12 protein-coding genes and 1 riboswitch are annotated in these 14,328 nt (G+C 59.3%); of the genes, 8 read left to right on the top strand and 4 right to left on the bottom strand.

Annotation, left to right across the window (positions count from 1 at the left end; genetic code table 11):
• Positions 1-43 precede the first annotated feature (43 nt).
• Positions 44-1,465: a bifunctional D-glycero-beta-D-manno-heptose-7-phosphate kinase/D-glycero-beta-D-manno-heptose 1-phosphate adenylyltransferase HldE gene (hldE, locus tag DT594_RS08340; protein WP_149332260.1), complete on the top strand. Its 1,422-nt coding sequence runs from the start codon at positions 44-46 to the stop codon at positions 1,463-1,465.
• 36 nt (positions 1,466-1,501) lie between these two features.
• Here the strand turns inward: hldE and DT594_RS08335 are convergent, their stop codons facing one another.
• The 3 genes from DT594_RS08335 to DT594_RS08325 are packed head-to-tail and all read right to left on the bottom strand — an operon-like array spanning position 1,502 to position 4,366.
• The gene (locus tag DT594_RS08335) at positions 1,502-2,377 is read right to left on the bottom strand and encodes a metal ABC transporter ATPase (RefSeq protein WP_149332259.1); all 876 of its coding nucleotides are present in this window, start codon (positions 2,375-2,377) and stop codon (positions 1,502-1,504) included.
• 16 nt (positions 2,378-2,393) lie between these two features.
• Positions 2,394-3,194, bottom strand: a complete 801-nt coding sequence (locus tag DT594_RS08330) for an aldo/keto reductase (protein WP_149332258.1) — start codon at positions 3,192-3,194, stop codon at positions 2,394-2,396.
• Entirely contained in the window at positions 3,191-4,366 is a 1,176-nt protein-coding gene (locus DT594_RS08325; RefSeq protein WP_149332257.1) for an FAD-dependent oxidoreductase, read from the bottom strand. The genes DT594_RS08330 and DT594_RS08325 overlap by 4 nt, the downstream gene beginning before the upstream one ends.
• A gap of 125 nt (positions 4,367-4,491) precedes the next feature.
• Here DT594_RS08325 and waaA point away from each other — a divergent pair, with 125 nt between their 5' ends.
• On the top strand, positions 4,492-5,751 hold the full coding sequence (gene waaA, locus DT594_RS08320; protein WP_149332256.1) for a lipid IV(A) 3-deoxy-D-manno-octulosonic acid transferase: 1,260 nt from the start codon (positions 4,492-4,494) through the stop codon (positions 5,749-5,751).
• A gap of 122 nt (positions 5,752-5,873) precedes the next feature.
• Here waaA and DT594_RS08315 read toward each other — a convergent pair whose 3' ends face one another.
• Positions 5,874-7,328, bottom strand: coding sequence for a TolC family outer membrane protein (locus tag DT594_RS08315; RefSeq protein ID WP_149332255.1), 1,455 nt, complete (start codon positions 7,326-7,328; stop codon positions 5,874-5,876).
• A 206-nt stretch (positions 7,329-7,534) separates the two neighbouring features.
• Positions 7,535-7,638, top strand: a riboswitch (TPP riboswitch).
• A gap of 74 nt (positions 7,639-7,712) precedes the next feature.
• Between DT594_RS08315 and thiC the strand changes: the two genes are divergently transcribed.
• The 6 genes from thiC to DT594_RS08285 all read left to right on the top strand — a co-directional run bounded on the left by thiC (position 7,713) and on the right by DT594_RS08285 (position 14,305).
• Positions 7,713-9,596 carry a phosphomethylpyrimidine synthase ThiC gene (thiC, locus tag DT594_RS08310; RefSeq protein ID WP_149332254.1) on the top strand — a complete coding sequence of 628 codons (1,884 nt, stop codon included), beginning with the start codon at positions 7,713-7,715 and terminating at the stop codon, positions 9,594-9,596.
• Between the two features lie 90 nt (positions 9,597-9,686).
• Complete coding sequence (locus DT594_RS08305) at positions 9,687-10,304, top strand: NUDIX domain-containing protein (RefSeq protein WP_149332253.1); 618 nt, start codon at positions 9,687-9,689, stop codon at positions 10,302-10,304.
• Positions 10,301-10,756, top strand: coding sequence for a DUF1249 domain-containing protein (locus DT594_RS08300; protein ID WP_415054166.1), 456 nt, complete (start codon positions 10,301-10,303; stop codon positions 10,754-10,756). Before DT594_RS08305 ends, DT594_RS08300 begins: the two co-directional genes overlap by 4 nt.
• A 110-nt stretch (positions 10,757-10,866) precedes the next feature.
• Positions 10,867-11,679 (top strand): 3',5'-cyclic-AMP phosphodiesterase, encoded by an 813-nt coding sequence (cpdA, locus tag DT594_RS08295; protein WP_149332252.1) that lies wholly within the window; start codon positions 10,867-10,869, stop codon positions 11,677-11,679.
• A gap of 177 nt (positions 11,680-11,856) precedes the next feature.
• Positions 11,857-13,752 carry a DNA topoisomerase IV subunit B gene (parE, locus tag DT594_RS08290; RefSeq protein WP_149332251.1) on the top strand — a complete coding sequence of 632 codons (1,896 nt, stop codon included), beginning with the start codon at positions 11,857-11,859 and terminating at the stop codon, positions 13,750-13,752.
• Between the two features lie 34 nt (positions 13,753-13,786).
• On the top strand, positions 13,787-14,305 hold the full coding sequence (locus DT594_RS08285) for a retropepsin-like aspartic protease family protein (RefSeq protein ID WP_149332250.1): 519 nt from the start codon (positions 13,787-13,789) through the stop codon (positions 14,303-14,305).
• The last annotated feature ends 23 nt before the right edge of the window (positions 14,306-14,328 follow it).

The following is a 14,328-nucleotide window of genomic DNA, read 5'->3' as shown; positions in this document are numbered from 1 at the left end:
TGCTGCCCCTGAAGAGCCGAACGAATATAGGTATACAAGACATATGAAATTGACCATGCCCCGTTTTGATTCCGCCCCGGTACTAGTGGTCGGCGATGTCATGCTCGACCGTTACTGGCATGGGCCAACTCACCGCATATCCCCGGAAGCGCCAGTGCCGGTGGTCAAGGTGGAACAGATTGAGGACCGGCCCGGTGGGGCGGGTAACGTCGCGTTAAATATCGCGGCCCTCGGCGCACCAGCTTGGCTGGTAGGCGTCACGGGGGACGACGAAGCTGGATTAAGCCTTAAACAACGCCTTAACGCTGCCGGGGTTTATTGCGCTTTTCAGGCGCATCCGGGCAAGACCACGATTACCAAATTGCGGGTCATGAGCCGCCATCAGCAGTTGATTCGCCTGGATTTTGAAGAGCCGTTCAAGACTGACGGCGATGCACTATTGGATTCTGTTCGCGGGTTGCTGGGCGGGGTCAAGGTGATGATTTTGTCGGACTACGGCAAAGGTGCTCTGGTGAACCATCAGGCGCTGATCGCGTTGGGGCGTGAACACGGCATCCCGGTTCTGGCCGACCCCAAGGGCAAGGATTTCAGCATTTACCGCGGTGCGACGCTGATTACGCCCAATCTGTCGGAATTCGAGGCGGTCGTCGGCCATTGTTCCAGCGAACAGATGCTGGTGGACAAGGGCATGGCGCTGATTGAGGAACTGGACCTTGAGGCGATGCTGGTTACGCGCAGCGAACAGGGTATGACGTTGCTGCGGCGGGGCGAGGCGGCAATGCATCTGCCTGCGCGCGCGCGCGAGGTGTTTGATGTTACCGGCGCGGGCGACACGGTGATTTCCACATTGGCTACTGCGCTGGCAGCGGGCGAGAGCCTGCCGCACGCTGTTGGCTTGTCTACGCTTGCGGCTGGCATCGTGATCGGCAAGTTGGGGACCGCTGCGGTCAGTGCACCGGAGCTACGCCGGGCAGTACAGCGCGAGCAGGGCAGCGAGCGCGGTGTGTTGGGGATGGAGCAGTTACTGCAGGCGGTCGAGGATGCGCGTGCGCACGGTGAGCGCATTGTGTTCACTAACGGCTGTTTCGATATCATCCATGCCGGACATGTAGGTTACCTGGAAGAGGCGCGCAGTCTGGGTGACAGGCTGATTGTGGCGATCAACGATGATGCCTCGGTAAGTCGCTTGAAAGGGCCTGGGCGTCCGATCAACAGCGTGGAGCGGCGCATGGCGGTGCTGGCCGGACTTGGCGCGGTGGACTGGGTCATCAGTTTTGCTGAAGATACGCCGGAGATGCTCTTGGCCGAAATCAAGCCGGATGTATTGGTCAAGGGTGGTGATTACAGCGTGGACCAGGTCGTAGGCGCGCCCATTGTGCAGGCCTACGGTGGCGAAGTGAAAGTGCTGAACTTCGTGGAAAGCTGTTCTACCACGGCCATCGTCGAGAAAATTCGCCAGCGTTGAGGCTGCCTTGCTCAATCAGTGGGGGATACCGCCTCTCTAGAGGCGGGTAAGCCCTTCGGGCCATTGGCTGCGTGGCTCTTCAATTACCCAACCCGTTTGCGGTGCCAGCGCTTCGCTTAGCCAGATGTTCTTTGGCCTGCGGGGCACCAGTTCACCCTGTTCCAGGCTGAACAGTTTGCCGGTCGCCGCACCATCGCGCATCTCTGCCAGGAAGATTTCCGGGCGCTGATAGTTCATCTCAACCAGCAACTGATTCTTCTCGGTATCCATATGCTCGTCTGCATGCAGCATGGTCAATCCCGGGCAGTTGTCCGGCAGTTGCAGCTGCATGGAATACACCAGTTGCAGAGAATTGGTAGGCAGATGCACATAGGCGCGGGGTCGCTCGATCAAGTGCAGTTCCCGGCACAGGACTGGATGCGCCGCGGCATGATGCGAGGTCAATTGGTAGGAATGGCGTTTACTCAGCGGCAAGGTGGCGGAGTAGGGCGTGGGCAGCCAGGTTTCCATATAGCGCCCTTGAAGCCATCCTCGGTTGCTCTCCAGTAGTAACTCCTCGGCAATTTCCGTCATGACCGTCAGTAGCGGCACACGCAACTCGTGCGCCGGCACGTAACCGGAAATCAACTTGAGGACATTGTCTTCCTGCTCGGTGCGATCCTGACGAATCAGCACGCGAAAATCCCGCTCTTGCCAGGTCAGGCTCAAATCTACCGACACACCCATATTGGCTACGGTCAGCTCGAAGGACTCGGGGTCGTCGACTGAAACGGGCTGGCGCAGGTCCTGCATCTCTGCGAAGCCCAACGGGTTGCCCACCGGTGTATAGCACAGGACTTCGGGGCTGGCCTTTACGTGAATGGCCTGGGTTTTGAAGATGACCGGATTGACTCGGGCAATGATGCGCGACATGCACTTCCCTCTTGTTTTATAAGCTATCCAGCACCTGGAGGGCGCTGGTGACATTCTGTTGGAGATGCCGGGGGTTGATAGTGCCGATAATGGCGGAGGCCACCGCAGGATGGGCGAAGACCAGCTCCAGGCTCTTTTTCGCCGGGTCCTCACCCTGAAGGCAAAGGTGCCCGCTGGCAAGGGCTTTTTTAATCAGAATGCCCTTGTTGTGTGACAGGGCGAAGTCCAGCACCGAACGCTCGCTCTGTTCCGCCAGGTTGTAAGTCACCATCGCACAATCGCCTGCTTCCAGCGCGGCGACGCCGCCCTCGACCGTCTTGCCGGAGAAACCGAAGGCGCGAATCAGGCCTTCACGTTTGAGCTGCTCCAGCGCAGGGTAGGCTTCGCCATTGAGTACTTGCAGGTCGTTGCCATCCGAATGCACCAGCACCAGATCAAGATAGTCCGTATTGAGTCTGCGCAGTGAGCGCTCTACCGAGAGACGGGTATGCGCGGCGCTGAAGTCGAAATGCGACTGGCCCTGCTCGAACTCCTCACCCACTTTGCTGCAGATGACCCAGTTTTGCCGCTGACCGGCTAGCAGCGTGCCGAGCCGCTCCTCACTGGAGCCGTAGGCGGGTGCGGTGTCGATCAGGTTGATGCCCAGGTCCTGCGCCAGTGCGAGCAGGTCAAACGCTTGCCGGTCGTCCGGCAACTCGAACTGCTGTGGGTATTTGACCCCGGTATTGCGGCCGAATTTGACCGTGCCCAGGCCCAGCGGTGACACCGTCAGACCGCTGCTGCCGAGCGGCCGGTGATGGGCGTGAAGGCTATTCATGGGAAGCAGATGTCCCATACCGGTACTGCGATTGAGGGTCTGGGCAGCGTGCTGTAATCATCATCACAGGCCGGTTGAATCCCTTGCTGCTGAAGTACAGCAATGGCCTGATCACTCAGGTCAGGAGCCAAAGCCAGTTTTGTCGGCCAGGTCACCAGGACGTTCTGCACCGCCTGCAGATACGCGGTATCCGGCCGGGCTGCGCCGCTTTGCGCAGGCTCTGCGCGATTCACGGGCAGCGTTGTCCACTGACAATGCTGCAGATCGACCCAGGGCAGCAACTCGCTCAGCTCCTGACGCGCACGCGCCACCAGCGCGTCCGGAGTGAGGTTGACGCCCTGTTCGGCCAATTCGCCGCCCAGGTACCAGCACCACTGACCGTCGGCGCAGGGGTGAGTAGTGATGGTCATGCGCGGTTTGGGACTGCTGCCGAGGCAGTGCGCATACAAGGAAGGCAAGTTGGCGCCCTTGACCAGCACCATCTGCAACGGGCGGCGCTGCATGGCGGGTTGGCTAACGCCCCAATCCTGTAACAATCCTTCATTGCCTTCGCCCGCAGTGAGTATGTAGCGCTGCGCTTTGATTCTCCTGCCATTGAGGCGAATACATTCGATACTGCCGTCTTCGCGGCGTTCGACATGCGGAGCGCTGTCCGCTATGAGACTGTCGCCCGCCAGCTCGCTGAGACGTCTGACGACATCAGGCACATCCATAACCAGTTCGGCCAGGCGGTAGACCTTGCCCTTGAAAGCCGGGTTGGCGAAGACCTCAGGCAAGTCCTTGCCCTTAACCGCGTCCACCCGACCACGCAGCGCCTTGCTGGCGAAAAAGCCGGCGAGGTTGCTGATCAGGCTGCCCGGCGACCAGAGATAATGATGCTCGGATAACAGGCGGGCGCCGCGCAGGTCCAGTTCGCCTTCGCCCTGCAGGCAAGCGCGCCAGCGGCCGGGCATAGCGGAAATCGCTTCCGCGGCCTGGGTCAGCTTGCCGTGCAGCGCATACTTGGTGCCGCCGTGAATGATGCCCTGCGACTTGCCACTTTGGCCGCCGCCCAGCGCGCCGCGCTCGACCAACAGGGTGCTGTAGCCCATGCCGCGCAGGCGGGCATTGAGCCACAGGCCGGCGATCCCGCCGCCGAGGATACAGATATCGGTTTCCAGAGTTGTGCTCATAAGCTCCGATGCTTTTGCAGAAAGAGCCCTAGTATAGACACTGCCGGTGCTCGCGGTCACATCTGCTACTATGAGTCGCACCCAAAGGGGGTGTCCTGTTGTTGATCGTTTCCCGAGGAGCTCTCATGTCACGTACGCTCTACAGCCTCATTTTTATCCTGTGCATGCCGCTGGTGTTGTTGCGTCTGTTGTATCGTGCCCGCAAGGCGCCAGCCTATGCACGGCGTTGGCATGAACGATTTGCTTTCGGCGGTGACCTGCGCCCGGGTGGCATCTGGGTTCATGCCGTATCGGTGGGCGAGGCGATCGCTTCGGCGCCGCTGGTGCGCCAGTTGATGCAGCGCTATCCGGAATTGCCGATTACCATCAGCTGCATGACACCCACAGGTTCGGAGCAAATCCGCAAGCTGTTTGATGACAAGGTCGGGCATGTCTATCTGCCCTATGACCTGCCTGGCTTGCAGCGGCGCTTTATCAACCGCCTGCAGCCGCGTATCGGTATTATCATGGAAACCGAACTCTGGCCTAACCTGGTGCATGAAGCCAAAGCGGCAGGTGTGCCGATGGTGCTGGCCAATGCCAGGCTCTCGGAGCGCTCGGCCAGGGGTTACCGACGCATCAGTTGGCTGGTCGAGCCGATGTTTGCTGCACTCGACTGGGTGGCAGTACAAACGCAGGCAGAGGCGTTGCGTTTCAAGCGTCTGGGGGTCAAAGAAGAGTCGATGCTGATCACCGGCAGCATCAAGTTTGATCTGCAGCCTGACCCCCATGCTCGCGAGCAGGCAGCGCAGTTACGCAGCAGTTGGGGCGAACGACCGGTCTGGATCGCTGCCAGCACCCATGCCGGCGAAGATGAACAGGTGCTTGCAGCGCATAAACAGGTGCTGGTCTCTGTGCCTGAGGCCCTGTTGATCCTGGTGCCGCGGCATCCAGAGCGTTTCAACAGCGCGGCTGAATTGGTCGAAGCGGCGGGCATGCCTCTGGTACGCCGTAGCTCAGGAGCGATTGTTGCGCACACCGACCAGGTTTTTCTCGGCGACAGCATGGGCGAGTTGATGATGCTCTACAGCTGTGCCGATGTCGCTTTTGTCGGCGGCTCCCTGGTAGCCACTGGCGGGCATAATTATCTTGAACCGGCTGCGCTGGGATTGCCGATCATCTCGGGCCCGCACCGCTATAATTTCGCCGAGATCAGTGAGCTGCTTGAAGGGGCTGGTGCGCTGCGTCAGGTGCGCGACGCCAAGACCCTGGCTGCTGCGGTCGTCAAATGGTTGGAGCAACCCGCCGAAGCGCATCGCGCTGGTGCTGCCGGGCAAACGGTGGTGCAGGACAATCAGGGTGCGCTTGAGCGTCTGCTGCACGGCATCGCCCAGCAGCTTAAATAGCCGCTGACTATGCCGGGGCCTTCCCTGCCGGAGCCCTCCATGCCAGAAACATCAACCTGTAGATAAAAGAACACCGGGCATGGCCCGGTGTTCTGGTTGGCGCAGTCGTCACACGTAATGGCTTAGAATGAGCTGCGCATGCGTGTTTCGTCCTGCCCGGGGGCTGATTGGCGACCCAGGGACATGCGTTGCGCTTCCTCTTCAGTAAACGGCGGTATGAAGTCGCGATCCGGATCGTAATCCGGGTTCAGCCAGCGTGACAAATCAACCAGGTCTTCCGGGCTCAGCGTGCCAGCGGCCTGCTTGAGGCTTAGATTGTCGATGATGTAGTTATAGCGCACGGTGTTGTAATCACGTACTGCGCGGAACAGGTTGCGCTGCGCCTCCAGTACATCGACCACATTTCGGGTGCCTACTTCGTAGCCGGTCTGGGTGGCGTCCAAGGCGGCCTTGCTGGAGATGATCGCTTGGCGGCGGGCTTCAACTTCTTCCACGCTCGAGGTGACGGTGCGGTACAGGTTGCGAGTGCTTTCGACCACCCGCCGTAGTTGCGCTTCACTGTTTCGCTCAGCCTGGGTTAGCCGGTAACCTGATTCGCGAACACCTGAACTGGTGGCACCACCAGTGTACAGCGGCATGGTCAGCTCGACGCCAAAGCTGGTGAGTTCGGTGTCGCCATTGCCCTGTTGCCCGGCGCCAACCACGGCACCCTGGTTGCCAAATTCGGCGCCACCACCACTGTTGTTGTAACGCACGAAGGCATCAACGGAAGGAGCATAAGCTGAACGGCTGCTGCGCAGCGTGTCCGACGCGCTGGTGATGGCGTAACGCGTGGCTTGCAGGTTCAGGTTCTGGGCTGCAGCAGTATCCACCCATTGCTGCAGATTGCTCGGCATTGGCGGCAGAATCGGCAAATCATGACTCATGCCCATGAGTTCTTGATAGTCGCTATCGGTCAGGCGTGTCAGCGCCTGGTAACTCACATCCAGATTGGTTTTGGCCGTTAGCCGAGCCGCACGCGCGCTGTCATAACCGGCCAACGCTTCCAGTACATCGGTGCGTGCTGAAAGACCTACGTCAAAGCGCTCACGTGCCTGATCCAGTTGGCGTTCGAAGGCATCTTCTTCGGCCCGCGCAGTTGCCAGGTTGTCGGACGCGCGCAATACGTTGAAATAGGCTTCGGCCACTTCCAGGATCAGCGCTTGCTGGGTCGCGGAAAACTCCAGTTGCGCCTGCTTGCTCAGCGATTTGGCTGCCTGATAATTGAACCAGCGGTCGGCGCGAAAGAGTGGCTGGGTCAGGCTGGCCTGGTAGTAGTCAGTGGTGTAGGTGTCGTTTCCGGCGCCATCCACGTCGATCTCTTCACGTGCCATGCCAGCACCCAGACCGATATTGGGCAGCAGCAGTGCGCGAGTCTGGGGCAGAACTTCCTGACGGGCGAGCGCATCGGCTTCGGCGGCGGCCAGGTCAGCGCTGTTGGCCAGTGCTTCCTGATAGACGGTGAGAAGATCGGTCTTGGCCATGGCGTGGCTGGACAAACCGGCCAGTAAAACGGCGACAAACAGGGGGCGCAGCATGCAGTAATCCTTCGCATGAATGGAATAATCAGCCAAGGCTAAGGACAAGCAAGCTGGCGGTCAAGCAATGCTTGGGGTCAGCACGGGAACAAAGTGTTTCATCTGGCTGTCGCCGCGTTGCCGGAACCTTGGGGCCTGGTTGCAACGCGGTAGCGAGATGTCTGGAACATACTTGCGACGCGGCTTGTGGAGCATTAAGCTGACTGCTCATCTTGACGGGGTGCCCGCGGCGTAGTTGCCGGAGGCTGAGATAATACCCGTTGAACCTGAACCGGTTAGTACCGGCGTAGGAATCGAGATAAGCACTCGCTGAAGTCCAGCTCGTGGTCAGTGTGGTATGCCGTTTCGGTTCCCTGCGAACTTACCCGCAGTGGAGCAACATTCATGAACAGCCGTTTACCCGATAGCGCAATTGCTTCCTCCGGCGCTGACAGCGCCGCCACCCAGCCTTTTCCCGGCTCACGCAAAATCTATGTGACAGGTTCCCGGCCTGACATTCATGTGCCCATGCGTGAGATAAGTCTGGCGGATACGCCGACCGATATGGGCGGCGAACAGAACGCCCCCGTGCTGGTTTACGATACCTCCGGCGCCTATTCCGACCCCCAGGCCCGGATTGATCTGCGAGCGGGTTTGCCGGATGTACGCAGTGCCTGGATCGATGAGCGTGGCGATACTGAAAAGCTCGCTGGCCTGACCTCTGAATTTGGCAGCGCGCGTCTGGCAGATCCGGCGCTTGATCATATGCGCTTCGCGCACGTGCGCAATCCGCGCCGTGCGCTGGCCGGGCGCAATGTCAGCCAGATGCATTACGCTCGCCAGGGCATTATTACACCTGAGATGGAATTCATCGCGATTCGCGAGAATATGCAGCTGCAGGCAGCACACGAGGCCGGATTGACCAAAATGCAGCATGCCGGTCACAGCTTCGGTGCCAGTGTTCCCAAGCAGATTACCGCTGAGTTCGTGCGCGATGAAGTCGCCCGGGGGCGGGCGATCATTCCGGCCAATATCAACCACCCGGAGCTGGAACCGATGATCATCGGTCGCAATTTCCTGGTGAAAATCAACGGGAATATCGGGAACTCCGCACTGGGTTCTTCCATTGAGGAAGAGGTGGAGAAGATGACCTGGGGTATTCGCTGGGGCTCGGACACGGTGATGGACCTGTCTACCGGCAAGAATATTCATGAAACGCGGGAATGGATCATCCGCAACTCGCCGGTGCCAATCGGCACGGTGCCGATCTATCAGGCGCTGGAAAAGGTCGATGGCGTGGCCGAGAACCTGAGCTGGGAAATCTTCCGCGACACCTTGATCGAGCAGGCCGAGCAGGGCGTGGACTATTTCACCATTCACGCAGGTGTGCTGCTGCGCTATGTGCCGATGACCGCCAAGCGGGTGACCGGCATTGTGTCGCGGGGCGGCTCAATTATGGCGAAATGGTGCCTGGCGCATCATCAGGAAAACTTCCTCTACACGCATTTTGAAGATATCTGCGAAATCATGAAGGCTTACGACGTGTCCTTCTCGCTAGGCGACGGCCTGCGTCCAGGTTCTATTGCCGATGCCAACGACGAAGCGCAGTTTGGCGAACTCGAAACCTTAGGCGAGTTGACCAAGGTGGCCTGGAAGCACGATGTGCAATGCATGATCGAGGGTCCCGGGCATGTGCCCATGCAACTGATCAAGGAGAATATGGACAAGCAGCTGGAGTGCTGCGATGAAGCGCCGTTCTATACGCTAGGGCCACTGACCACGGATATTGCGCCGGGCTATGATCACATCACCTCGGGTATTGGTGCGGCAATGATCGGCTGGTTCGGCTGCGCGATGCTTTGTTACGTCACGCCCAAGGAGCACTTGGGTTTGCCCAACCGGGATGACGTCAAGACCGGCATCATCACCTACAAGATTGCTGCGCATGCTGCCGATCTGGCCAAGGGGCATCCTGGCGCGCAGATCCGTGATAATGCGCTGAGCAAGGCGCGCTTCGAGTTTCGCTGGGAGGACCAGTTCAATCTCGGGCTGGACCCGGACACCGCGCGCTCTTTTCACGATGAAACCCTGCCGAAGGATTCGGCCAAGGTCGCGCACTTCTGTTCAATGTGCGGGCCCAAGTTCTGCTCGATGAAGATTACCCAGGAAGTCCGGGATTACGCGGCGGCACAACGTATTGACGCGGTGGACGTCGCGGTCGAGGAGGGTATGCAGGCCAAGTCCAGGGAATTCCGCTCATCCGGCTCGCAGTTGTATCAAAAGGTCTGAAGTCTTGCCGTAGCCCTGGCAGGTGTGCGAGTTTAATAGCTGTATTCAGTTCCAGTAAGCAAACTCGGACATCTGTGAGGGCAGCAGGATTTGAGCATTTTTTCCCGTAACGACGTTGAAATCATCCGCCGGGAGCCTGGATTCAAGGGCTTTTACCGGCTGGATGTGCTGACGTTGCGTCATCGGTTGTTCAACGGCGGTTGGGGGCCAGAGCTGCGGCGCGAGTTATTTGTCCGCGCGGATGCGGTCTGCGTTCTGCCTTATGATCCGTGGGAAGACCAGGTCGTGTTGATTGAACAGATACGCATTGGCGCGCTGGAGAAAAGTGACCGGCCCTGGTTGCTGGAATTAGTAGCCGGGCTGATTGACAAGGATGAGTCGCCTGAGGAGGTGGCTCATCGAGAAGCGCAGGAAGAAGCGGGTTTGACGCTGCGGGAGCTGTTACCCATTACACGCTACTTCCCTTCCCCTGGCGGCAGTGATGAACAGGTGCATCTGTATTGTGCGCTGGTCGATAGCCGAGGGGCCGGTGGTATCCATGGGCTGTTGGAGGAAGGCGAGGATATTCGCGTCAGCTGCTGGTCGCGGCATGATGCGATCGACGCCATGCAGCAGGGTCTGATCGATAATGCGGCGAGCATTATTGCGCTGCAGTGGCTGACGATGAACGCTGAGCGCTTGCAGGCTCAGGCCGGTGCCCAGCCATGATCGCCCAACGCAAGCCGCGCTATCGGGTTGACCTGGTCGGTCTGCAAGCCGTCTGTGAAACCAATTATTGGCGTTTATTGAAGTTGATGCCGGGTATGCACGATCACAGTGAGCATCGTTTGCATGTCGAGGCCCAGGATGGCCAGCAGCAGGTCTTGCAAATGAGGGTGTTGGAGCGTTGCCGCTACACCTCGACCCTGCAGCTGATTCATCAGCGTGAACATGAGTGGATGTCCCCTCCGAGCATGGAAGTGCGCCTGTACCACGACGCCGGTATGGCTGAAGTGGTCGCCGCTTACAATCGTCGGCGGTTTCGCGGCGTGTATCCCTACCCCAACGAGCAGATGCTCCAGCCGGACGAGAAATTTCAGCTCAATCAGTTTCTTGGCGAGTGGTTGGGCTATTGTCAGCGGTATGGTCAGAGTGCTCATCCTGTTATTATCCAGCGCTGAAATAGCCGTGCACGATATTGGCGTGCGCCAGCTGTGATGCAGTCGCTGGATTCTCTGCAATCCAGTTGCCATTATGGATCTTGAACAACGTGACCAGGAGCAGGCGATCGATGGCGTCACCGGTAACAATGCAAGCAGGTCACGTCTGCGTCGTGCAACTGACAGACAGCCATCTTTATGCCGATCCCGATGCCGACCTGCTGGGGCTGGATACACACGCCAGCTTGCAGGCAGTGATTGACCTGGTGCTGGACGAGGTACCGAGCATGGATCTGGTGCTGGCCACGGGTGACATCGCTCAGGATGGCAGTGCGGCGGCCTACCAGCGATTTTCGCATGCCATGCAACGCCTGCCGGCTCCATGCCACTGGATCGCCGGCAATCACGACGACGCCGAGCTGATGCAGCAGTTGGGCGAAGCTTCAGGGTTCAGTCGCGAGTGGGTTGACCTGGGCAACTGGCGCATCGTGTTGTTGAATTCCAATATCCCCGGCGCGGTGGCGGGCCATCTGGCCGCGGCAGAACTGGCCGTCCTTGATCGGGCTTTGGCAGGGGCGGGTGAGCGGTTTGTGATGGTGTGTCTGCATCATCATCCAGTGCCCATTGGCTGCGGCTGGATGGATCCGCTGGGCCTGCTGAATGCCCCTGAGCTACTCAACAGGCTGGAGGTTGATTCAAGGATCAGGTTGGTGCTCTGGGGGCATATTCATCAGCACTTTGACCAACAGCTTGGCCATGTACGAATGCTGGCTTCGCCCTCAACCTGCGTCCAGTTCGCCGCGCACAGTGAAAACTTTGCTACCGATGAGCGGGCACCGGGCTACCGCTGGCTGCGTTTGTTCGATGATGGACAGGTTGAAACCGCGGTATCACGGCTCGCCGAGGGCCGCTTCCTGCCTGACCCCGGCGCGACCGGGTACTGATCTGCTGCGCAGAGGCATTGGCACGGCTGGGGCAAGGCAGATACTATTCAGCGCAGTCGGTCAGCACAGTCGGTCAGTGCCACCAGCCGAATATTGAAGCGTCTCCACGTTGACCGCTGCTGTAAGCTAGGACCGACAAACCCCTGCACTCCGGAATCAAGGAAAACCAGACAGCTTATGTCCCAATCGACTTATAACGCCGATGCACTGGAAGTCCTCAGTGGTCTGGATCCGGTGCGCCGCCGCCCGGGCATGTACACCGATACCACGCGCCCCAATCACCTGGCGCAGGAAGTTATTGACAACAGCGTCGATGAGGCGCTGGCCGGGCACGCCCGCTGCATTTTGGTCATTCTGCATCAGGACAATGCGTTGGAGGTCTCCGACGATGGCCGGGGTATGCCGGTCGACATGCATGCCGAAGAGGGTGTGTCCGGGGTTGAACTGATTTTTACCCGGCTGCACGCCGGCGGCAAATTTTCCAGCAAGAACTATATGTTTTCCGGTGGTCTGCACGGCGTGGGTATTTCGGTGGTCAACGCGCTGTCGTTGCGCGTCAATGTGCGCGTGCGCCGTGACGGTCAGGAATATGCGATGGCCTTCGAGCACGGGGAAAAAGTCAGCGAGCTGGAAGTGGTTGGCACCGTGGGCAAGCGCAATACCGGCACTACGGTGACCTTCTGGCCAGATTCAAGCTATTTTGACTCGCCGAAATTCAGCATCAGCCGCTTGAAACACCTGCTCAAGGCCAAGGCAGTGCTGTGCCCAGGCTTGAAAGTAGAATTCGATGATCGCCAGTCTGGAGAGCAACATACCTGGCTGTATGAAGATGGGCTGCGCGACTACCTGATGGACGCCTGTGCCGAATGGCCCAAGCTGCCGGAGGAGCCCTTTACCGGCGCCCTCAAGGCGCGGCAGGAAACCGTGGACTGGGCCGTGCTGTGGCTGCCTGAAGGCGGCGATCTTATTCAGGAGAGTTACGTCAACCTGATCCCGACTGCCCAGGGTGGTACCCACGTCAACGGTCTGCGCGCCGGGTTGCTTGAGGCGATCCGGGAGTTCTGCGAGTTCCGCAATCTGTTGCCGCGCGGCGTCAAGCTGGCGCCGGAGGACGTCTGGGAGCGCGTCAGTTACGTGCTCTCGCTGAAAATGGCCGAAGCGCAGTTCTCCGGGCAGACCAAGGAGCGGCTTTCCTCCCGTGAATCCGCTGCGTTTGTTTCCGGTGTGGTCAAGGATGCTTTCAGTCTGTGGCTGAATCAGCACGCCGAGATTGGTTTGCAGATTGCCGAGTTGGCGATCAATCATGCCGGTCGGCGCCTCAAGGCCGGCAAGAAAATCGAGCGCAAGCGCATCACTCAAGGCCCGGCGCTGCCGGGCAAGTTGGCCGATTGCGCCGGGCAGGACAGCCGCCGTTCCGAGCTGTTTCTGGTCGAGGGTGATTCGGCTGGCGGCAGCGCCAAGCAGGCGCGCGACAAGGAATTTCAGGCGGTCATGCCGCTGCGCGGCAAGATCCTGAATACCTGGGAGGTCGACTCCGGCGAAGTGCTGGGCTCGCAGGAAGTGCACGACATCGCCGTAGCCATTGGCGTCGATCCAGGCTCGCCGGATCTGCTGCAACTGCGTTATGGCAAGATCTGCATTCTGGCAGACGCTGACTCTGACGGCCTGCACATTGCCACCTTGCTTTGCGCGTTGTTTGTGAAGCACTTTCAACCACTGGTAGCCGCAGGGCATGTCTTTGTCGCAATGCCGCCGCTGTACCGGATTGATGTGGGCAAGGAGTTGTTCTACGCGCTGGATGATGCCGAGAAGCAGGGCATCCTCGATCGCATCGAAGCCGAAGGCAAACGCGGCAAGATCCAGGTGACGCGCTTTAAAGGGCTGGGTGAGATGAACCCGCTGCAGCTGCGCGAGACTACCATGGCACCGGATACCCGCCGTCTGGTACAGCTGACGATTGACGATATGCCGGGCACCGAAGCCCTGATGGATATGCTGCTGGCGAAGAAGCGCGCACCTGACCGCAAGGCCTGGCTTGAGAGCAAGGGCGATCTGGCTGAGGTGCTGCTCTGATTCCAGATATGCTACGACCCCAAGAGGAATTCGCATGAGCGAGTCGCCGCCGACCCAGCGCATTGGCAAAGTCATGATGATCCTGGCCTGGGCGGCCGGCCTGTTTCTGGCAGTGCAGTGGTTCTCCGGCGTCGAGGAGCGCAAGCGCAACCCCAATCAGTCACCGGAATCAATGATGTCGGGTGATGCAGTGGAGGTCAGGCTGCTGGCCAATCGGCAGGGGCACTATCTGCTCAATGGTCAGATCAACGGCCAAGAGGTGACGTTCCTGCTGGATACCGGTGCCAGCTTTGTCGCGATTCCGGCATCCGTGGCCCAGCGGCTGCAGTTACCGCAAGGGCGGCGCTTTCAGGTGAATACGGCGAATGGCACCGCAGACAGCTTTGCCACCACGATAGACCAGCTTCACTTGGGTGATATACATCTGCGGGACGTGAATGCGGGAATCGTGCCGGGCATGGGCGGCAACGATATTTTGCTCGGCATGAGTGCCTTGCAGCAATTGGAATTCAGTCAGCAGGGCGGTGAGTTGATCTTGCGACAGTACCCCTGAATCCCTGACGGATCATGAAATAG

Origin of the sequence: Halopseudomonas laoshanensis (assembly GCF_008365385.1) — a bacterium.
GTDB classification, from domain to species: domain Bacteria; phylum Pseudomonadota; class Gammaproteobacteria; order Pseudomonadales; family Pseudomonadaceae; genus Halopseudomonas; species Halopseudomonas laoshanensis.
This window is presented reverse-complemented; position numbering and strand designations above follow the sequence as displayed.

Bases quoted from the DNA above. Each gene is read 5' to 3' on its own strand.
- parE (WP_149332251.1), top strand. From the start codon at position 11,857: ATGTCCCAATCGACTTATAACGCCGATGCACTGGAAGTCCTCAGTGGT.
- DT594_RS08330 (WP_149332258.1), bottom strand. From the start codon at position 3,194: ATGAATAGCCTTCACGCCCATCACCGGCCGCTCGGCAGCAGCGGTCTG.
- DT594_RS08285 (WP_149332250.1), top strand. From the start codon at position 13,787: ATGAGCGAGTCGCCGCCGACCCAGCGCATTGGCAAAGTCATGATGATC.
- thiC (WP_149332254.1), top strand. From the start codon at position 7,713: ATGAACAGCCGTTTACCCGATAGCGCAATTGCTTCCTCCGGCGCTGAC.
- waaA (WP_149332256.1), top strand. From the start codon at position 4,492: ATGTCACGTACGCTCTACAGCCTCATTTTTATCCTGTGCATGCCGCTG.
- DT594_RS08315 (WP_149332255.1), bottom strand. From the start codon at position 7,328: ATGCTGCGCCCCCTGTTTGTCGCCGTTTTACTGGCCGGTTTGTCCAGC.
- DT594_RS08325 (WP_149332257.1), bottom strand. From the start codon at position 4,366: ATGAGCACAACTCTGGAAACCGATATCTGTATCCTCGGCGGCGGGATC.
- DT594_RS08300 (WP_415054166.1), top strand. From the start codon at position 10,301: ATGATCGCCCAACGCAAGCCGCGCTATCGGGTTGACCTGGTCGGTCTG.
- cpdA (WP_149332252.1), top strand. From the start codon at position 10,867: ATGGCGTCACCGGTAACAATGCAAGCAGGTCACGTCTGCGTCGTGCAA.
- hldE (WP_149332260.1), top strand. From the start codon at position 44: ATGAAATTGACCATGCCCCGTTTTGATTCCGCCCCGGTACTAGTGGTC.
- DT594_RS08335 (WP_149332259.1), bottom strand. From the start codon at position 2,377: ATGTCGCGCATCATTGCCCGAGTCAATCCGGTCATCTTCAAAACCCAG.